Consider the following 17902-nt stretch of genomic DNA (forward strand, 5'->3'; position numbering starts at 1 on the left):
CTATCCTTTTTTGAGCCCCAGGATTTCGCGGCCTTCCGCCGGCGTTGCCACCTTGGTGCCGAGCAGCTCAATCAGCTTCACGGCCTTTTCGGTGAGGCTGCCGTTGGAGGCGAACACTCCCTTTTCCAGATAGAGGTTGTCTTCCAGGCCGACGCGCACATGGCCGCCCAAAAGCACGGCCTGCGCCACCGCATTGAATTGCAGACGGCCGATGGAGAAGGCAGCCCAGATGGCATCCGGCGGAAGCAGGGCCTTCTGATAGGCCATGGTTTCGGGAGAGAAGGGCGCACCCCACGGAATGCCAAGGCACAGCTGGTACATCGGCTTCGGATCAATCAGGCCTTCCTTGACCATCTGATTGGCGAACCACAAATTGCCTGAGTCAAAGATTTCCATTTCCGGCTTCACGCCGTAGGATTTGATCAGCCTGGCCTGTTCGCGCAGCTGGGTGGGGGTCTGCACCACGATGGACTGGCCATCGCCGAAATTCAGCGAGCCGCAATCCAGTGTGCAGATTTCCGGGCGCAGTTCCTTGATGTGGATGAGGCGTTCCAGCGGGCCCACCACGTCGGTGCCTTCTCCGAACTTCATCGGGGTTTCGCCGTCGCCAATATAAAGGTCACCACCCATGCCGGCGGTGAGGTTGATGATGATGTCCTTGTTCTTGGCGCGGATGCGCTCCATCACGTCACGGTAATATTCAACCTTGCGCGATCCCTTGCCGGTTTTCGGTTCGCGCACGTGGCAATGCACCACCGTGGCGCCGGCTGATGCTGCTTCGAGAGCGGCATTGGCGATCTGTTCGGCAGTCACTGGAATGGCTGGATGTTTCCCGACCGAGTCGCCCGAGCCAGTCACGGCGCAGGTGATGATAACTTTTGGCTGCATGTGTTTGATGTCTCCCTCAGCAGGAGACTAGGTGATCTGAATTCACCTGACTAGCTGAATGCGCCTTTCAATTTCCGGTTTTCGACAAATGTGGGGTGGGAAATTTGAGCGATGGGCAAATTCACCTCACGTGGTCAGGCGCCCGCCTGCCAGTTCTTGATGGCCTCCATAGGGTGCAGCAGCATCAGCACATTGAGGGTGAGGTTGTCGCGGATCACATAGAGGCACAGCAGCTCCATCGCGATGGCGGCCAGCACGACCCATTTGGTGGGCGCACGTGACGCGATGAAAAAACCCAGAGCCATGCAGGCAATGTCGCTCATCGAATTCACAATCGAGTCGCCGAAATAATCGAGTGAAATGGTGGCAGCGCGATAGCGCTCAATGATGAAACTGGAGTTCTCGAACACTTCCCAGGCGCATTCGATCAACAGCGCGATGTTCAGACGCCAGAAGAATGAAAGGCGGCGCGCTACCAGCCAGGTTGCGCCATAGAACAGGAAGCCGTGGATGACATGCGAGAAGGAATACCAGTCAGCGATGTGCTGCGAGTTTTCCGAGCTGTTCACCACCCCGTGCCAGAGTTTCACATAGCCGCATTTGCATATGACGATGCGGCCGTTGAACCATTCGGTGATGGCTGTTGCGGCGATGATCAAAGCGCCTAGCACGAGGGCTGGCGCATTGCTGCGGGGAGAGGTTGCCAGTGTTGCCATGCGGCTTGCTTAGCACGGCGGGCAGTATTGTGACAGGTTCAGATCAGGCTTCGCCCTTGGCCTTGACGATCACGCAGCCGGAAATCTTCCAAGACCCATCTTTCTGCTGCTGCATGAAATACAGCGCGTCATAGAACACCCCATTCTCATCCTGGATCTTCACCAACTGATAGGGGCGGCCAGACGGATCAACACCTGAATCCGCGAACACATAGCGTTTGTTGCGGTACACCATCGGGTAGCCGCCACGCACCATGCTCATGAAAATCTCGGCATTCGGAAAAATCTGCTGAAGCATGGGTGAGGCATCACTATAGGCTGCGTTGGCATCGCCAGCGGCAATCGCCTGCATCTGATGGGTGATGATCGGCTTGAAAATTTCGGAAGGCCCATCTTCAGCATGGGCCATGCCGAAAGTGAAAAGAGAGAAAAAGATCAGCGCAGCATATTTCATGGTCGCCTCCAGCTTTAAAAGATTATACGGGCCGGAGCGCCCGATAGTTCTCTTGAGGGCGAGATAATTTTCACGCATATTCCGCTCACGCGGGGAGATATTTATGCAAGTCACTGAAATTGCTAGTTTTTGGGTGAGCGAGGGGCGCAAGATCGCGCTTGCCACCGTGGTTGAAACTTGGGGCTCGGCACCACAGCCGGTGGGCGCGCAGCTGGTCATCGATGCCAACGGGCATTTTGAGGGCGCGGTTTCCGGCGGCTGCGTGGAAGGCGACGTGATCACCACGGCTCAGGATGTGATCGCATCGGGTGCCCCGCAATTGCTGGAATTCGGCGTGGCCGATGAAACCGCATGGCGTGCCGGGCTGGCCTGCGGTGGGCGCATCAAAATCTATGTCGAGGCTGTGGTTTGAAAAAAGAACTGCTGGATCAGCTTGTAGCGGCGCGGCGCGCGCGGCGTGCCGTGGCGCTGGTGAGCGATGTGAAAACTGGCGCGCAAAGGCTGGTCGCGGCCGATGAAGCTGCACCGGATTCCGATCTGGCGCAGGCGTTCCGCTTCGACAAGTCTGCTTTGGTGGGTGATGAGTTTTTCCAGATTCACAATCCGCCTCTACGGCTCGTGCTGATTGGTGCGGTGCTGATTGCGCAAAGCGTGATCCCCATTGCGCGCGCCACCGGCTATGATGTGACGGTGGTTGATCCGCGCGGGGCCTTCGCCACGGGTGCGCGCTTTCCGGATATTGCGCTGCATGCCGAGTGGCCTCAGGACATCCTGCCTGGCTTCGGGTTGGACCGCCGCACTGCTTTTATCGCGCTGACGCATGACCCGAAGATCGACGATGAGGGGTTGGATCTGGCGCTGAAGTCAGACGCGTTTTACATCGGCGCATTGGGTTCGCGGAAATCGCATGCCGCTCGGCTGGCGCGGCTGAAGGCGCGCGGCTTTGATGAAGCAACGCTGGCGCGCATACGTGGCCCAATCGGCCTCGCCATTGGCGCCGTGGGTGCGCCAGAGATTGCGATTTCGATCATGGCGGAGATGACCAAGGCGCTGCGCCTTGGTTTGACGTGATGGGCCTTGCATGAGCAACTACCGGATCGCTGCCGTGGTGCTGGCCGCTGGCCAGTCGTCGCGCATGGGTTTCAACAAACTGCTGGCGGAGCTGAATGGCAAGCCGCTGATCGTGCGCGTGGTGGAGCAGGTGGCGGCGTCCGGCGTCGTGCGGATCATCGTGGTGACCGGCCATCAGGCTGACGAGATCAAGGCCGCGCTGAAAGATGCGGAAGTGCAGTTCGTGCACAATTATGATTATGCCCAAGGGCTTTCCACCTCGCTGCGCGCCGGGCTGCTGGTGGCAAAGGCATTCGATGGCGCCATTGTCTGCCTGGGCGACATGCCGCTGATCGAAGCCGGGCTGATCAAGCGGATGATCGCGGCGTTTGAGGCGAAACAAGGCCGCAGCATCGTGGCGCCTGTGGTGAATGGGGAGCTCGGCAATCCGGTTTTGTGGGGGCGCAACCGCCTGGCGGAATTGATGAGCCTGCGCGGTGACAAGGGCGCGCGCGGCATCCTTGAAGCTGAACGCGCCGAAGTGGTGGAAATTCCGGTGGTAGGTGAAAGCGTTTTGCTGGATGCCGATACGCCGGACGCGCTCGCGAAAATCCGACAGACACTCAGCTAAGCGCCCAGCGGCGGGCAGGGTCGATCCCATGGCGGTGGTCATTTCGGCCGCGGAAACTATGCTGCACAGAAAACCAAAACCGAGGAAACCATTTTGACTTCATCTGTTGGCGCGGCGCCAAAGGGCGACATTGATTCGGCCTATTCATGGTTGCGTCTGGTACTGACCGTCTTGCTCGGCACCATTGCCTGTGTGGGCAACTGGACGGTGGTGGTCGTGCTGCCCACGCTGCAAGTGGAATTCGACACGCTGCGCGGTGGCGCCTCCTTGCCTTACACGCTCACGATGATCGGCTTTGCCAGCGGCGGTCTTGTTATGGGCCGTTTGGCTGACAAGCTGGGTCTGATGGTTCCGGTTTTTATCGGGGCCTTTTTACTGTGTGGCGGCTATGTTCTGGCGGCCTTCACCACCAGCATCTGGCAGTTTGCGCTTATTTCTGGCGTCATCGGCTTCGGCTCTGCGGCGGGCTTTGCGCCGCTGGTTTCCGATCTGTCGCACTGGTTCCGGAAGCGGCGCGCGCTTGCCATCGCCTTTGCCGCGTCGGGCAGTTATCTCGCGGGCACTGTGTGGCCGCTGGTGGTGGAGCATTTCCAAACGCTTTACGGATGGCGCGCCGCCTATCAAGGGATCGGTCTGTTCGCGCTGGCCACCATGATTCCACTAGGCCTGATGCTGAACCGCAAGCCCGCAGCCACGACCTATGCGGAGGCCGAAGCCGCCACCGTTGCGGCACGCGGGGAATTAGGCATTTCAGCGCGCGCGCTGCAAGCCATTCTGGTGCTGGCTGGCTTTTCCTGCTGCATGGCCATGTCGATGCCGCAAGTTCATATCGTCGCCTATTGCGGCGATCTGGGATACGGGATCGCTGTGGGTACCCAGATCATCTCGCTGATGCTGGGCCTGGGCGTGGTCAGCCGGCTTATCTCTGGCGTGGTTGCCGACCGGATCGGGGCCGGGCCGATGCTGCTGCTTGGCTCTGCCATGCAGGCTGCTGCCTTGCTGCTCTATCTTTTCTTCAACAGCCTCTCTTCACTCTGGGTGATCTCCGGCCTGTTCGGTCTGTTTCAAGGCGGCATTGTGCCGATGTATGCGGTGATTATCCGGCAGTTCCTGCCGCCGCGTGAAGCGGGCGCCCGCATCAGCATGGTGTTGACGGCCACTGTGCTGGGCATGGCCTGCGGCGGGTTGGCATCGGGCTTCATCTATGACGCCGCGCATTCCTACCGGCTCGCCTTCCTGCATGGGCTGCTGTGGAACCTAGTGAACCTTGGTCTGGTGTCCTGGCTGTTGTTCTGGCCGAAGCAGAAGCGGCGCGGCCAATTGTTGGCCGCCTGATCAGATTGGAACAGTGATCCTCAGATCAGCTGCAGGTTCCTGAAGCTCACATGTCCGCGGCGCGCGATGATGATGTGGTCATGCACCAGGATGTTCAGCTTTTCGGCGGCCGCAATGATCTTCTTGGTCATGTCGATATCGGCCATTGATGGCGTGGGATCGCCGGATGGATGGTTGTGCACCATGATGAGGGCAGTGGCGGAAAGCTCGAGTGCGCGCTTGATCACCTCGCGGGTATAGACCGGGGTGTGGTCCACCGTGCCGCGCTGCTGCAATTCGTCGGCGATCAGGTTGTTCTTCTTGTCGAGAAACAGCAGGCGGAAACTTTCAGTCTCATCATAGGCCATGGCGGCACGACAATAATCGAGGATGGCATTCCAGGATGACAGCACCGGCTTGTTGATCACGCTGGCGCGCGTGAGGCGCTGGGCGGCGGCCTGGATGAGTTTCAGTTCGCTGACCACTTTGGGGCCGACGCCCTTTACTTCCTGCAGGCGTTCAGGAGCGGCGCTGATCACTTCGGCGAAGGAGCCGAAGCGGGCCAACAAGGCCTTGGCCAGTGGCTTGGTGTCTCCACGCCGGATGGCCCGGAACAGCAGCATCTCCAACAATTCATAATCGGGAAGCGCAGAAGGGCCACCTGTCTCAAACCGTTCGCGCAACCGTTCACGGTGGCCGTTATGGGTGAGTTCGGCAGAGAAATCTTCAAGGCCTTTGGCGCGCAGATCCGGCTTTTCGTCTGCCGCCTTTGACATGATCTAAGCCTTGTAAGGCGGCTTGTGCATTCCGGCCGGTGAGGTGGTGAAAATCTCCACGCCAGATTCCGTCACGCCCACACTGTGCTCAAACTGGGCGGAGAGCGATTTGTCGCGCGTTACCGCCGTCCAGCCATCGCTGAGGAACTTCACTTGCGGCTTGCCGAGATTGATCATCGGCTCGATGGTGAAGATCATGCCAGGTTTCAGCATCGCGCCATCGCCCTTGCGGCCATAGTGCAAGATATTGGGATGGTCGTGGAAAAGCTCGCCCAAACCATGCCCGCAGAAATCGCGCACCACCGAGCAACGCTCAGCTTCAGCGTATGACTGAATGGCATAGCCGATATCGCCCAGATGGGCACCGGGCTTTACGGCGGCGATGCCGCGCATCATGCTTTCATAGGTCACATCGATCAGGCGTTCGGCGGCGCGCGAGGTCTCACCGATCACATACATGCGGCTGCTATCGCCATGCCAGCCATCAACAATCAAAGTGAGATCGACATTGACGATATCGCCGCTGCTCATTGGCTTTGCATTGGGGATGCCGTGGCAGACCACATGATTGAGCGAGATGCAGCTGGCCTTGCGGTAACCGCGGTAGCCCAAAGTGGCGGGCAGGGCATTGTGCTTTTCAGCAAAGGCCCAGAAAAAGTCATCGATTTCCTGGGTGGAGACGCCTTCGCGCACCAGCGGCGTCACATCATCCAGAGCCTGGGCCACAAGCTGGCCGGCCTTGCGCATAGCGGCAAAACCTTCGGGCCCATGCAGGCGGATGTGTGGCTGTGTTTCAACTCTGGTCATGGGCCTAATGTGGCAGTGCGGTGACGTAAGGTCAATGCCGGGGCAGGGCGTTGATCAGGCGGCCTTTTCGATGGCTAAAGCGCGCATCACCTTGGCCGTCAGGTCGTTGCGGGTGAAGGGCTTGTTCACCAGCTCTACCTGATCAGGCAAATCCTGCATCTGGCGCACGCTGCCGGGCGCATAGCCTGACATGAAAAGAATCTTCAGATCTGGGCGCACTTTCATCGCGTGCTGGGCCAGCTCAGGGCCGGTCATGCCGCCTGCCATGATCACATCCGAAAGCATGAGGTCAATGTCAGGCATGGTTTCAACCTTGCTCAGGCCATCAGCACCACTGGTGGCGGTGACCGGTTCAAAGCCCATGTCCTCAATCATGGCGGCTGCCACTTCGCGCACTGAATTGTTGTCTTCGACCACCAGAATCTTCATCTTGCGATCACTGCGTCCGCGATTGGCCGAAAGTGGATCGTGCTCCATATCCCCGAAGCGCGATACTTTGGATGCCGCCCTTGTCGCGGTTTCCGCCACCGTCTTGAGGCGCGGCAGATAGAGCTTCACGGACGTGCCTACGCCCACCTCGGAATAAATCTGCACATGGCCGCCGGATTGCTTGACGAAACCATAGATCATCGAAAGGCCCAGGCCCGAGCCTGCTTCCGGTGGCTTGGTGGTGAAGAAGGGCTGGAACACCTTTTCCAGGTTTTCGGGTTCGATGCCCGTGCCCGTATCGGTGACCGAAATTTCCACATAGTCGCCTGCGACCATGTCCGTGTGCTTTTCGGCATAGGCTTCATCCAGTGTGCGGTTGCGCATCTCGATGATAAGCCTGCCGCCTTTGCTGGCCATGGCATCGCGGGCATTGATGGTGAGGTTGAGCAGGGTGGTTTCCAGCATCGTGCTGTCAGCCTGGATGGGCCAGAGATGCGAAGCAGGAATAACTTCAAGCTCAATCGACGCGGTGAGGGCTTGCTTCAGCATGTCCTGCATCGCGTTGACCAGTTCATTCACCCGCACTTCACGGTTCTGCAGCGTCTGCTGGCGCGAGAAGGCCAGCATGCGGCGGGTGAGATCAGAGCCCTTGTCGGCGGCTTCCAGTGCGGCGCGGATGCGCTTGGTTGCCTTCTCGTCTGACTTCACCAGATTTTCGACGAGCTGCAGATTACCCATCACCACCATCAGCAGATTGTTGAAGTCATGCGCGATGCCACCGGTCAACTGGCCCACGGCTTCCATCTTCTGGGCCTGGTGGAACTTGTCTTCCAGCATCTTGCGCTCAGTCACCTGCTGGCAGGCACCGAATATGTTTTCGATTTCGCCATTGTCGTTGGTTTCCGGTTCCATCGAAACATTGAACCATTCAATTCTGCCATCGGGCGTTTTCACCGCGATCTCAAGATTCTTGACGATGTTGCCGATCTTGGTCAGCTCGAGACCATCCATGAATTTCTGCCGGTCGCCCGGTTCGATCATCTTGATGAAGGTATCAAGATTGGGATGGATCATGGCATCGGCCAGGCCGATCATGGCGGCAAGTTCCGCGGTAAGGCGCGACACGCCGCTCTCCAGGCGCAGCTTGAATGAACCGATATGCGACACGGATTGCGAGCGCTTGAGCATCAACTCGGAATTCTTGAGACGATCAAGTGTGAGCATCTCGTTGTCGATGTTGCGGCACAGGCCTACGCATTTCTTTGGCCGGCCTGAAGCTGGATCGCGTACCACGGCGGCGAGGCATTCGATCCAGGCATATTTGCCGCTGCGGGTTTTCACGCGGTAGCGGGTGTGGAACACATCGGTACCGAAGGGCGCGTGGGCGATTTTCTCGTCAATGGACTTGTCGAGGTCTTCGGGATGGATGAGCGAATTGAAGCTGCGATAATCCAGGGCCCGGTCGCCCACTTTACCGCCGAAAATTTCGATCATTTCGGGCGCGTTGTAAGTCTCGCCGGTTTCATAGTCATGATCCCACAGTGCATAGCCGCCCGAACGCAAAGCGAGATTGAGGCGCCGTTCGTTAGCGATCGTGGCTTCCAACTGGTTATGGGTCTGCTGCTGACCGATCATCAACATGCATTGGTCGTCACCCGCCACAGACTGCGCGCGGAAGACGGATTTGATGGCGCTGCCCAGAGGCGGCGTAAAAATCACTTCGATGGTGCGCACATCGGGCTGGCGCGGATCAGGCGGCAAATGACGCGCCGTCAGGATGCCATTTCCGGATTTGAGCAAGGGTTTGCCGATCAGGTCGGTACGCAAGCAGTTCCAGCGCACGAGCAGCGCTGAGGAAACCTCACTGACGGAGACTTCCGGCAGCTTCACAACCATGACTTCGAGATTGGCCAGTTCAAAGGCCTTGAGAAGGGTATTTATCATTCTGTAACCGTCAAAACCGAAACCCCGATCATCTAGGGAAAAGGTGAAACAAGTGTTGATCTTTTGGGTTTCTTGCGCTTCACCAAGAACCGGTTGGGGATTTTGGGGAGGAAATCATGGACGAGAAATGGCAAAAGAGCTTTCCGGTCTCCTGGGACCAGTTTCACCGGGATGCTCGCGCACTGGCCTGGCGGCTTTCCGCAGCAGGCCCGTTTCACGCAGTGGTGGCAATCACAAGGGGTGGGCTGGTGCCTGCTGCCGTTGTGGCGCGTGAGCTTGGCATCCGGGTGGTCGAGACCGTGGGTGTGGCTTCCTATGACTATGAAAAGCAAGGCGAAATCACGGTGTTGAAAACCATTTCACCGGATATCGTGGGCAAGAACCAGGGGGCTGGTGTGTTGATCGTGGACGACCTGGTGGACACCGGAAACACCGCCAAAGTGGTGCGCGAGATGATGCCGAAGGCGCATTTTGCAACCGTCTATGCCAAACCGCAGGGGCGCCCGCTGGTTGATACATTCGTGACCGAAGTGAGCCAGGACACCTGGATCTACTTGCCGTGGGACATGGAGCTGCAATTCAAGGCGCCGATCGGCGACAAGGCCACGGCCTAGCGGTAATCGCCCGCCCGTGCGGTGCGTCGGGTGAGGAAACGCTCATACGCCGAATTAAGTCCGGAAGCCTTTACTTTGGAACTAAAGGCTTTTTCGGCTTCCAGGTAAGCGTTGTCTCTTGCGGTTCCAAATATGGCGTGGCAGGGCACCGCACCTTCGAGGCCTTTCAGGTCAAGAGAGCCTGCATGCAGGATCGCCAAGAGTTTCGTGGCCTCGCTGACTGGGCCGGCCAGAATAATATCTGCATCCACATGCTTGCAGGCAGCTTCGGCGCGGGCGGCCATGTTTACGGTTTCGCCCAGCACCGAGTAATCAAAGCGGGTGGAGGAGCCCATATTGCCCACCGCCGCCGGCCCGCTGGCCAAGCCGATGCGCATGCCGATGGGCCACAGGCCCTTGGGCTTGAGGGGGGCAGAGAATGCTTCATTGGCATTGAGCTGATCCAACGCCGCCTGGATTTTGAGTGCAGCTAATGCGGCACGGTGCTGGTGTTCGGGTACGGCCACCGGGGCGTTCCAGAAGGCCATCACGGCATCGCCGATATATTTGTCCAGCGTTCCGTCTTCCGACAGCACGGTCTCGGTGCAAGCCGAAAGAACGGCATTGACCAATGCCACCAGCTCGCCGGCATCCAGCTTCTGGGTTAGGGGGGTGAAGTTCTTGATGTCGGCAAACAATACTGTCACATCACGTTCCTCGCCGCCGAGCTTGAGGGAATCTGGGTGGCGCTCGATCTCGGCCAGCAGGGGTGGCGATATGTAATGGCTGAAGGCGCGGCGCAAATCGCGGCCGTGACGCTCGGTGACCAGAAGTTTGAAGGCCAGCGTTCCGGCAAAGCTCAGGAAAACTGCAAGCAGCGGCAAGGTGGCATCCAGCAGAAAGCCAGACAGACGGAAGGCCGCAACCACGCTGATCAGCATCCCGCCCGTCACAAGAATGAGCGCGCCCAAAAGTGTTGCGGGGCGATACCTGGCGCTCATTGTTGCGAAGAGCAAGGCAGCCGCCATGATACTGAGAATTTCCAGCTGCGTTGCCCATTGTGGACGCTTCAAGAATTGCCCGGAGAGGATTTGTTGCAACGCCTGCGCATGGACCGCAACGCCGGGCACACCCTCGCCGAGTGCTGACACGCGGGTATCCAAAAGCCCCGTGGCAGACGTGCCGATGAGCACGATGTGGCCGGCAATCTTGCTGCGCACATCGTCGCCGGCGGAAGGTGAAAGTATCTGGGCGACCGGGACTGAGAGTGCTGCATCGTGCTTGGTGTAATAGACCGTCAGAAACCCCGTTTCAGATGTTGGAATTTCAACGGCACCGATGCGCACCGAATCCATTGCGTTGGCGAGACGGATCGAATTGTTCACAACATAGGTCTGCTCACCTTGGGCAACACGCAAGGCTTCAAGCACGAGGCTGGGGTAGAGGTCTTTGCCATCACTCCACAGCAACGGAATCTCGCGGGCAACACCGCCATTCGCAGCGAGATCGATATTGATCAGGCCAAGGCCGGTGGCCGCTTCATCCAGTGCGGGCAGGTTGGTGAGCAAGTTCCCCGCATGTGGCAACGCGTTGGCATCAAGCCCCGTTTGGGCGAAGCTTGCCTTTGCAACGCGCGCCGACGGGGTCGTTACATCAGGCGTGGCAGACTGGGCGAGAACCACGGGAGCCGATTTTATGGCATCAGCGAAAAGCTTGTCATTGTCAGGCAAATTGGCACCGGGCACCAATTGCAGCGACGCGGCAAAATTTGGATCAGCCAGGAGTGCTGTGGGAGAGAGCCTGTCGGGCTCTGGAAATACAATATCGAAAACGATGGCTGCCGCGCCGTCGTCCTTGAGGGCAGTGACCAGCTTTGCCAGCCTGTCGCGTGGCCAGGGCCATTGGCCAAGCTGGCGCAGCGATTCCTCGTCAATGTCCGCAATGCGCACGGGTTGAACAGGTGACACGCGCGGCCAGAGTTGCTGTAGCATGTCAAAGCCTGACAGGCGTAACGCTGCAACAGGTGCAGGATCAGCCAGGCGCAGCGAAATGAGAGCCAAGGCGATCAGTGGTCCCAGCAACAACCCACCCATGTGCCGCAGTTTCATTGATAGGACCCATCACCCGAATTCAGACAAGAGCAACAGGTTTGGCTCACCGATCCTGCTGGCGGGGGCTGGTTGGATTTTGCTGCAGACCACCACCTTCAATCACCGTGAGCTTGTCGCGGCACGAAGAGGTGTTCAGCTTGAAAGCTTGCCGCAGGAATGCCTGGCTCTGCAGATAGGGCAGGTGGATACTGGCACGTGTCGCAAGTTCCGAATTGGAAAGTTTTCGCGCCTTGCCTGGCTCTGCAATGCCGGCCTGGCAATTGGGGTTGATATCCACGCAGGCATTAGATCCCTTGCGGCACAATCGCACTTTGCCTTCCAGCACGACAACGCCGGTATTTTTGTCCACCCAGAAATCAAAGCCGGTGCCGCGAATGCCGATGGTCGCATTAGCCGTCTGGATATCATAGGCCGCTTTCGCCGAGGAACCGGTGATGAAGCGGAAGGTGCCGCGCAAGGCGTCAACCGTGAAACTGCTGACGCTGTTATTGCCCTTCATCAGGTATTTTTCGATCACCAGCGTTGAATTGGCGCCCACCACCAGCTTGGTGCCATCGGTGAACAGCAATTGCACATTGCCGCTGCTGACCGCGATCTTGTCATGTTCCTGAACCTGCGCGCCCACAGAAAGCACGCGACCATTGGCTGTGGGTGAGCCATAAAGCCCCGCGACCTTGGCAATGGCAGCCGCTTCGGCAAAACCGGCCGAGGCAAAAAATAGAGCGATGGAAACGACGAAGGAGCGGAATTGCATGTTGACGCCAACCTGATTGAACCCCCGAAGCTTGAACCTTAGAGCCGCTTTCCCATATTTGCAACATCAGGCCACATCGGGCATGTAACAGCATAGAGGATGTGTCACAGGACGAGCAGATGACCGCGTTGAACCAGCTTTTTCTTCTTCTGATCCTTTTTCAATTCAAGCACTTTGTGGCTGATGGCCCATTGCAGACAAAAGCCATGGTGGATGAGAAAAGCCGCTACGGCGCCACGCTCGGCATCGTGCATGCAGGGATCCACGGGATTTTGACCATCGTGGTGGTGATGCTGGTGCTGCATGGATGGGTGTGGGCAGTGGTGCTCGGCCTGATTGATTTCGCCATTCACTATCATGTCGATTATGTGAAGGAGCGGCTGGTGAAATATTGGGGCTTCACGCCAGCCGATGGACCTTTCTGGTGGGCGCTGAGTGCAGACCAGATGATGCATCATTTGACCTATATCGGCCTCGCGGCCCTGGCTGCGGCGGCCTAGAGCAGTTCTTCGTTTTCCAGAATCTTGCGGGTGTTGGCAGCACGCATTTTTTGCGCAAGGTCGCGGCCCAGAACCTGAAAGAGAATGCCGCTGATCTGCTTGTCGCCCGCCGTAACCTTGGCGATGCGCACGCGCGAAAAGGCGAGCAGGCGGCCCTTTTCCTCTATAGTGACTTTGGCGGTGGCGGCGTTGCCGGTGAGATAGGCGATTTCACCGATAAAGGCACCGTCATTCAAATGCGCCACGGTATTTCCATCCACTTCGACCTTGGCCCGGCCGTGCAGCACGAAATACAACGCATCGACGGGTGCATCCTGCCTGGTGATTACATCGCCCACCTCCACCACGCGCCAATCGGCCGCTTTCAGGAGCTTGGCAATTTGCGGATCGTCTAGGCCATCGAAGGCCCGGCGCAGCATCACGGCATCCTGTGCCGGAAGCTTGGTCTGGGCACGCTGCTGGATGAGCAGGATGATTTCGTAGAGATTGATCAGAACGAAAATGATGTCCCATGGCAGACCCGTGGTGAGAGCCTGGCGGGTAAGGCTGAAATAGATGATTTCCAGTGTGAGGCCCACGCAGGCTGCTACGCGCAGCCACATCATTTTGGTGGTGAAATAGGATACTGCCAGCACCAGGAAAGACAGATGCTCGACGAGATCGATGGGTTGGAAAAGCGTGTTCATGTGTTCCGGAATTCACGCGATCAAGCATGGCTTGTCAAGGCGCAGCGCGTTCCGTAAGTGGGTTACCAACATGCGGGCGTGGCGTAATGGTAGCCGCAACGGACTTAAAATCCGTTGGGAGTAATCCCGTGCCGGTTCGAGTCCGGCCGCCCGTACCAGTGTTGCATTTGCAAGGAGAAGTTCCATGACCAAGAACCTGATCTGCCTCTGGTACAACAATGATGCGGAAAGTGCCGCAAAGTTTTATGCTCAGACTTTTCCAGACAGCAAGGTGGGCGCAGTTCATCGCGCGCCTTCGGATTTTCCCAGCGGCAAGAAGGGCGATGTGCTGACGGTGGAATTCACCGTGTGCGGCGTGGCCTGCATCGGGCTCAATGGTGGAGACTATTTCAAGCAGACAGAAGCGTTCTCGTTCCAGATCGCTACTGACGACCAGGCCGAGACGGATCGCTACTGGAATGCGATTGTCGGCAATGGCGGCAAAGAGAGCGAATGTGGCTGGTGCAAGGACAAGTGGGGCTTGTCGTGGCAGATCACGCCACGTGTGCTGACCGAGGCCATGGCCAAGGGTGGCGACGTCGCGAAGCGGGCCTTTGATGCCATGATGACGATGCAGAAAATCGACGTGGCCAAGATCGAAGCTGCGGTGCGCGGATAAATCAACTTTGGATTCTGGCATGAATATTGATGACGCATTGAAGGCGGCGGTCGAGCGCTTCGTTGCGGCGCGACCAAAAACGCTGGCGCTGCATGAGCGGGCAAAAGCCGTGATGCCGGGCGGAAACACCCGCACAGTGTTGTTCACCCAACCGTTTCCGGTGCGCGTGGAGCGGGCCGAGAACCAGATGGTGCATGATGTGGATGGGCACAGCTACACTGATTTTGTGGGTGAATATTCCGCCGGTGTCTATGGCCATTCCAATCCAGTGATCGCTGACGCAGTGGCGAAGGCGGTGGCTGGCGGCATCAATTTCGGTGCGCATCACAAGGTCGAAGTGGAGTTTGCCGAGGCGGTGGCCGAGAGGTTCGGGCTGGAGCGCTTGCGCTTCACCAATTCCGGCACCGAGGCCAATATGATGGCGCTGGCAGCGGCGCGGCATTTCACCGGGCGCAGCAAGGTGATGGCGATGCGTGGCGGCTATCATGGCGGCACGCTGTATTTTGTGGGCGGGCAATCACCGGTGAATGCGCCGTTTGAGGTGGTGCTGGCACGGTTCAACGATATTGAAGCCACGCGTGCGCTGATCCATGAGCATGGCAAAGACCTTGCGGCCTTGCTGGTGGAGCCGATGCTGGGCAGCGGCGGTTGCATTCCAGCCTCGCATGATTTCTTGGCGATGCTGCGTGTGGAAACGGCGGCGAAGGGCATCGTGCTGGTGTTTGACGCGGTTATGACCTCGCGGCTGGGCCCTAACGGTTATGCCAAGGAGCTGGGGCTCAAGCCCGACATGACCACGCTGGGCAAATATATCGGTGGCGGCATGAGCTTTGGCTGTTTCGGTGGGCGGGCCGACATCATGGATCAGTTTGATCCGATGAAACCCGGCTTCCTGCCGCATGCCGGCACGTTCAACAACAATACGCTGACCATGAATGCGGGGCTGGCGGGAATCACCAAGATCTTCACGCCGGAAAAGGCGGCGGATTTGAATACGCGGGGCGAAAGGCTGAAAGCTTCGCTCAACAAGCTGTTTCAGGATTACCAAGCCAACTGGCAGGTAACAGGCATTGGCTCACTGCTCAATCTGCATCCGGTGGCGGGCGTGATTGCACGGGCCGAGGATGCGCAGGCGGGAGACTTGCGGTTGCGGCGATTGCTGTTCCTGCATTTGCTGGAACAGGGTGTTTACATCGCTGAGCGTGGCTATATGGCGCTGTCTTTAGCTATTACTGATGCTGATTGCGAAAAGCTGCGGGCGGCGGTGGAGCAGTTCCTGATCCGAACGCGTGGGATGACCGCCTAGAGATATTTCTGCAGCTCTTTTGCCAAGTTACCCTTGCTGGCGGCATCCAGGCCTTCAAGGCCCAGCCAGTGCTGCATGCGCTTGAGTTCGGTGGCCAGCGCCTGCGCGGTGGCTGATGGATCAGCGCCGTCTTCGATGTGAATCTGGTTGGCGCGTAGCACGCCGGCTTCGCGATCGGCCTTCAGGCAGACGCGGCCCACGAGCTTGTCTTCGAACAAAAATGGCAGAACGTAATAGCCATATTTGCGCTTGGGGCCGGGCGTGTAGATTTCGATGCGGTAGTCGAAATTGAAAATCCGGCTAGCGCGGTCACGGTTCCAGACTAGAGGATCGAAGGGTGAGAGCAGCGCCGTGCCTCCGGCTTTGCGGGCCTTCTTCACGTTTGGTGTCACATAAGCAAGCTTGGGCCAGCCTTTGACCTGCACTTCGATCAGGCGCTTTTGTTCAATGAGGCGCAGGAGAGCAGCGCGCGCATCTTTCACCGGCAAGCGGAAATAGTCGCGCAGGTCAATTTCGGTAGCAATGCCCAAAGCCTGCGCCGACATTTCCATCAGCATCTCGAAGGACTCTTCCTCGGGCGGAGTGGGCAGGGCCTGGATCTCGGCCGGAATCACGCGCTCAGACAGATCATAGATGCGCTCGAACCCGTCGCGGTGCGAGGTGGTGACGAGGCCATGATCGAACAGGGTTTCAAGAGCCAGCTTGCCCTTGCTCCAGTTCCACCAGCCGACGGAGCTTTTGCCCGCACCCGGAATGCTGCTGGCGGTGACGGGGCCGAATTTCTCGATATGGGCAAGCGTGGATTTCAGGAAGTTTTTTTCGGTGCGGCTGAAATGGTCATAGGCTTTGTAATTGCCATCGCCATTGCGGGCGCGGTTCATGCGCCAGCGCATCAGCGGATGCAGCGTGAGCGGCACCAGCGATGCTTCATGCGCCCAGCATTCGAAGACATGGCGCTTGGTGCGCGCCAGCGTGCGCTTGTCCAGCGTGTCGCGAGGATAATTGCCGAGGCGCGAAAACAGCGGCAGATAATGCGAGCGGATGACAACGTTCACACTGTCGATCTGCAGCAGATGCAGATCATCAATGGTGCGGGCGATGTGGCCCCAGTTCAACGGCTTGTCACGGTCCTGATGGGTGAAGCCTTGCGCCGCCAGAGCGATGCGGCGGGCCTCCTGCGGGGTCATGGAACTATGCCGCTTCGTCGTGCCAGAGGGCTTCGGCAGGCTTGGCGGTGCCTGCGGGCAGGGAACCGTTAAACTTGTAGAGCGTTGAGCAATACGGGCAAACTGTGTCTTCAGCCTTGCCCATATCGATGAACACATGGGGATGATCGAAGGGCGGCTTGGCACCCACGCACATGAATTCCTTCGCGCTGATTTCGATCACGGCAAGACCCATCGAATTCTGGAAATGCGGTGTTGCGCCCTGTGCCATGGAAACCTCAGATCAATTTTGCAATGACAAAGCGATTAGCATATTTGAGCAAGCGAATACAATATAAGGGCAGGCGATGCACAAATTCAATTCGGCGGGCGTGGACATTGCTTATGAGGAATGGGGTGCCGGCCCACCCATTCTGCTGATCCATGGCTTTGCCTCCAACATCTATGTGAACTGGCGCGACACAAGCTGGGTGAAAACGCTGACCCACGGCGGTTACCGCGTCGTCGCCATTGACAATCGCGGGCATGGCGAAAGTGCCAAGCTTTATGACAGCGAGCAATATTCGGCTCCCGCCATGGCGGATGATGCAAGGCGGCTGATGGACCATCTGCAGATCGAAAAGGCCGTGGTGATGGGCTATTCGATGGGCGCGCGGATTTCGGCGTTTCTGACCATGCAATATCCGGAGCGCGTGTCTGCCGCGATTTTTGCTGGGCTGGCTTCTCGGATGATTACTGGCGTGGGCGGTTCTGAAGAGATCGCCCAAGCGCTGGAGGCTGACAATCTGGCCGAAGTGACAGACCGGGATGCGCGCGGCTTTCGGATTTTTGCCGACAGCACGAAATCAGACCGCAAAGCCCTGGCCGCCTGCATCCGCTTCTCGCGGGTGAAGATCAAGCCGGAAGGGCTGGCGGCCATCACTTGCCCGGTTCTAGTGGTGGCGGGCGAGAAGGACGAGGTAGCAGGTGACGTGACGGGCCTGACCAGCGTGATCCCCGGTGCCAGGGGTGTGGTTCTGGCCAATCGTAACCATATGAATGCAGTAGGGGATAGCGGGTATAAAGCGGCCGTTATCGATTTCCTCAAGGGCCTGCACAAGCCAGCGGAAATGTGATATA

The 17902-nt window shown here is 58.3% G+C and carries 20 protein-coding genes and 1 tRNA gene; 10 read left to right on the forward strand and 11 right to left on the reverse strand.

The genetic code is table 11. From position 1 onward, the window contains the following. The 3 genes from F8B91_RS02880 to F8B91_RS02890 all read right to left on the reverse strand — a co-directional run bounded on the left by F8B91_RS02880 (position 1) and on the right by F8B91_RS02890 (position 2058). Positions 1–888, reverse strand: coding sequence for a 3-keto-5-aminohexanoate cleavage protein (locus tag F8B91_RS02880; protein ID WP_196502209.1), 888 nt, complete (start codon positions 886–888; stop codon positions 1–3). A 134-nt stretch (positions 889–1022) separates the two neighbouring features. Further along, positions 1023–1604 carry a DUF2585 domain-containing protein gene (locus F8B91_RS02885; RefSeq protein WP_196502210.1) on the reverse strand — a complete coding sequence of 194 codons (582 nt, stop codon included), beginning with the start codon at positions 1602–1604 and terminating at the stop codon, positions 1023–1025. Between the two features lie 43 nt (positions 1605–1647). Next, positions 1648–2058, reverse strand: coding sequence for a DUF4864 domain-containing protein (locus F8B91_RS02890; protein WP_196502211.1), 411 nt, complete (start codon positions 2056–2058; stop codon positions 1648–1650). A 103-nt stretch (positions 2059–2161) separates the two neighbouring features. Between F8B91_RS02890 and F8B91_RS02895 the strand changes: the two genes are divergently transcribed. The 4 genes from F8B91_RS02895 to F8B91_RS02910 all read left to right on the forward strand — a co-directional run bounded on the left by F8B91_RS02895 (position 2162) and on the right by F8B91_RS02910 (position 5074). Continuing rightward, the gene (locus F8B91_RS02895) at positions 2162–2470 is read left to right on the forward strand and encodes an XdhC family protein (protein ID WP_196502212.1); all 309 of its coding nucleotides are present in this window, start codon (positions 2162–2164) and stop codon (positions 2468–2470) included. Further along, positions 2467–3129: an XdhC family protein gene (locus F8B91_RS02900; RefSeq protein ID WP_196502213.1), complete on the forward strand. Its 663-nt coding sequence runs from the start codon at positions 2467–2469 to the stop codon at positions 3127–3129. The genes F8B91_RS02895 and F8B91_RS02900 overlap by 4 nt, the downstream gene beginning before the upstream one ends. Positions 3130–3139: 10 nt before the next feature. Further along, positions 3140–3739 carry a nucleotidyltransferase family protein gene (locus F8B91_RS02905; protein ID WP_196502214.1) on the forward strand — a complete coding sequence of 200 codons (600 nt, stop codon included), beginning with the start codon at positions 3140–3142 and terminating at the stop codon, positions 3737–3739. Between the two features lie 93 nt (positions 3740–3832). Then, a complete protein-coding gene (locus F8B91_RS02910; RefSeq protein WP_196502215.1) occupies positions 3833–5074 on the forward strand; it encodes an MFS transporter in 1242 nt (413 codons plus the stop codon). Positions 5075–5094: 20 nt separating this feature from the next. On the opposite strand, the gene radC is transcribed toward F8B91_RS02910, so the two are convergent. Genes radC through F8B91_RS02925 form a run of 3 tightly spaced genes read right to left on the reverse strand, consistent with a single transcriptional unit; the run spans position 5095 to position 9009 of the window. Further along, positions 5095–5829, reverse strand: a complete 735-nt coding sequence (radC, locus tag F8B91_RS02915; protein WP_196502216.1) for a RadC family protein — start codon at positions 5827–5829, stop codon at positions 5095–5097. Positions 5830–5832: 3 nt separating this feature from the next. Next, the gene (gene map / locus F8B91_RS02920; protein WP_196502217.1) at positions 5833–6636 is read right to left on the reverse strand and encodes a type I methionyl aminopeptidase; all 804 of its coding nucleotides are present in this window, start codon (positions 6634–6636) and stop codon (positions 5833–5835) included. A gap of 54 nt (positions 6637–6690) precedes the next feature. Beyond that, a complete protein-coding gene (locus F8B91_RS02925) occupies positions 6691–9009 on the reverse strand; it encodes a hybrid sensor histidine kinase/response regulator (protein ID WP_196502218.1) in 2319 nt (772 codons plus the stop codon). Between the two features lie 116 nt (positions 9010–9125). On the opposite strand from F8B91_RS02925, the gene gpt reads away from it, so the two are divergent. Then, the gene (gpt, locus tag F8B91_RS02930; RefSeq protein ID WP_196502219.1) at positions 9126–9623 is read left to right on the forward strand and encodes a xanthine phosphoribosyltransferase; all 498 of its coding nucleotides are present in this window, start codon (positions 9126–9128) and stop codon (positions 9621–9623) included. On the opposite strand, the gene F8B91_RS02935 is transcribed toward gpt, so the two are convergent. Then, positions 9620–11710, reverse strand: coding sequence for a CHASE2 domain-containing protein (locus F8B91_RS02935; protein WP_196502220.1), 2091 nt, complete (start codon positions 11708–11710; stop codon positions 9620–9622). The two genes, gpt and F8B91_RS02935, sit on opposite strands and share 4 nt — an antisense overlap. Positions 11711–11756: 46 nt before the next feature. Beyond that, complete coding sequence (locus F8B91_RS02940) at positions 11757–12467, reverse strand: FecR family protein (RefSeq protein ID WP_196502221.1); 711 nt, start codon at positions 12465–12467, stop codon at positions 11757–11759. 119 nt (positions 12468–12586) lie between these two features. Here F8B91_RS02940 and F8B91_RS02945 point away from each other — a divergent pair, with 119 nt between their 5' ends. After that, positions 12587–12967, forward strand: coding sequence for a DUF3307 domain-containing protein (locus F8B91_RS02945; protein ID WP_196502222.1), 381 nt, complete (start codon positions 12587–12589; stop codon positions 12965–12967). Here F8B91_RS02945 and F8B91_RS02950 read toward each other — a convergent pair. Then, positions 12964–13653: a Crp/Fnr family transcriptional regulator gene (locus tag F8B91_RS02950; protein WP_196502223.1), complete on the reverse strand. Its 690-nt coding sequence runs from the start codon at positions 13651–13653 to the stop codon at positions 12964–12966. The genes F8B91_RS02945 and F8B91_RS02950 overlap by 4 nt on opposite strands. A gap of 72 nt (positions 13654–13725) precedes the next feature. Here F8B91_RS02950 and F8B91_RS02955 point away from each other — a divergent pair. From F8B91_RS02955 to F8B91_RS02965, 3 genes are all read left to right on the forward strand, one after another. After that, positions 13726–13811, forward strand: a tRNA-Leu gene (locus F8B91_RS02955). Between the two features lie 26 nt (positions 13812–13837). Further along, entirely contained in the window at positions 13838–14311 is a 474-nt protein-coding gene (locus F8B91_RS02960) for a VOC family protein (RefSeq protein WP_196502224.1), read from the forward strand. A 19-nt stretch (positions 14312–14330) separates the two neighbouring features. Further along, entirely contained in the window at positions 14331–15617 is a 1287-nt protein-coding gene (locus F8B91_RS02965) for an aspartate aminotransferase family protein (protein WP_196502225.1), read from the forward strand. On the opposite strand, the gene F8B91_RS02970 is transcribed toward F8B91_RS02965, so the two are convergent. Together F8B91_RS02970 and F8B91_RS02975 are read right to left on the reverse strand one after the other, a co-directional pair. Next, the gene (locus F8B91_RS02970; RefSeq protein ID WP_196502226.1) at positions 15614–16804 is read right to left on the reverse strand and encodes a winged helix-turn-helix domain-containing protein; all 1191 of its coding nucleotides are present in this window, start codon (positions 16802–16804) and stop codon (positions 15614–15616) included. The two genes, F8B91_RS02965 and F8B91_RS02970, sit on opposite strands and share 4 nt — an antisense overlap. Positions 16805–16808: 4 nt before the next feature. Next, positions 16809–17054, reverse strand: coding sequence for a zinc-finger domain-containing protein (locus tag F8B91_RS02975; RefSeq protein WP_196502227.1), 246 nt, complete (start codon positions 17052–17054; stop codon positions 16809–16811). Positions 17055–17130: 76 nt separating this feature from the next. Between F8B91_RS02975 and F8B91_RS02980 the strand changes: the two genes are divergently transcribed. Next, positions 17131–17898 carry an alpha/beta fold hydrolase gene (locus F8B91_RS02980; RefSeq protein WP_196502228.1) on the forward strand — a complete coding sequence of 256 codons (768 nt, stop codon included), beginning with the start codon at positions 17131–17133 and terminating at the stop codon, positions 17896–17898. The last annotated feature ends 4 nt before the right edge of the window (positions 17899–17902 follow it).

Source organism: Aestuariivirga litoralis (assembly GCF_015714715.1).
Taxonomy (GTDB): domain Bacteria; phylum Pseudomonadota; class Alphaproteobacteria; order Rhizobiales; family Aestuariivirgaceae; genus Aestuariivirga; species Aestuariivirga litoralis_A.

What these genes read in the sequence shown, in the direction of transcription:
- F8B91_RS02975 (WP_196502227.1), bottom strand. Translation starts at nt 17,054, where the DNA reads ATGGCACAGGGCGCAACACCGCATTTCCAGAATTCGATGGGTCTTGCC.
- F8B91_RS02890 (WP_196502211.1), bottom strand. Translation starts at nt 2,058, where the DNA reads ATGAAATATGCTGCGCTGATCTTTTTCTCTCTTTTCACTTTCGGCATG.
- F8B91_RS02905 (WP_196502214.1), top strand. Translation starts at nt 3,140, where the DNA reads ATGAGCAACTACCGGATCGCTGCCGTGGTGCTGGCCGCTGGCCAGTCG.
- radC (WP_196502216.1), bottom strand. Translation starts at nt 5,829, where the DNA reads ATGTCAAAGGCGGCAGACGAAAAGCCGGATCTGCGCGCCAAAGGCCTT.
- F8B91_RS02945 (WP_196502222.1), top strand. Translation starts at nt 12,587, where the DNA reads ATGACCGCGTTGAACCAGCTTTTTCTTCTTCTGATCCTTTTTCAATTC.
- F8B91_RS02940 (WP_196502221.1), bottom strand. Translation starts at nt 12,467, where the DNA reads ATGCAATTCCGCTCCTTCGTCGTTTCCATCGCTCTATTTTTTGCCTCG.
- F8B91_RS02880 (WP_196502209.1), bottom strand. Translation starts at nt 888, where the DNA reads ATGCAGCCAAAAGTTATCATCACCTGCGCCGTGACTGGCTCGGGCGAC.
- F8B91_RS02965 (WP_196502225.1), top strand. Translation starts at nt 14,331, where the DNA reads ATGAATATTGATGACGCATTGAAGGCGGCGGTCGAGCGCTTCGTTGCG.
- map (WP_196502217.1), bottom strand. Translation starts at nt 6,636, where the DNA reads ATGACCAGAGTTGAAACACAGCCACACATCCGCCTGCATGGGCCCGAA.
- F8B91_RS02950 (WP_196502223.1), bottom strand. Translation starts at nt 13,653, where the DNA reads ATGAACACGCTTTTCCAACCCATCGATCTCGTCGAGCATCTGTCTTTC.
- F8B91_RS02885 (WP_196502210.1), bottom strand. Translation starts at nt 1,604, where the DNA reads ATGGCAACACTGGCAACCTCTCCCCGCAGCAATGCGCCAGCCCTCGTG.
- F8B91_RS02925 (WP_196502218.1), bottom strand. Translation starts at nt 9,009, where the DNA reads ATGATAAATACCCTTCTCAAGGCCTTTGAACTGGCCAATCTCGAAGTC.
- F8B91_RS02970 (WP_196502226.1), bottom strand. Translation starts at nt 16,804, where the DNA reads ATGACCCCGCAGGAGGCCCGCCGCATCGCTCTGGCGGCGCAAGGCTTC.
- F8B91_RS02960 (WP_196502224.1), top strand. Translation starts at nt 13,838, where the DNA reads ATGACCAAGAACCTGATCTGCCTCTGGTACAACAATGATGCGGAAAGT.
- F8B91_RS02980 (WP_196502228.1), top strand. Translation starts at nt 17,131, where the DNA reads ATGCACAAATTCAATTCGGCGGGCGTGGACATTGCTTATGAGGAATGG.
- gpt (WP_196502219.1), top strand. Translation starts at nt 9,126, where the DNA reads ATGGACGAGAAATGGCAAAAGAGCTTTCCGGTCTCCTGGGACCAGTTT.
- F8B91_RS02895 (WP_196502212.1), top strand. Translation starts at nt 2,162, where the DNA reads ATGCAAGTCACTGAAATTGCTAGTTTTTGGGTGAGCGAGGGGCGCAAG.
- F8B91_RS02935 (WP_196502220.1), bottom strand. Translation starts at nt 11,710, where the DNA reads ATGAAACTGCGGCACATGGGTGGGTTGTTGCTGGGACCACTGATCGCC.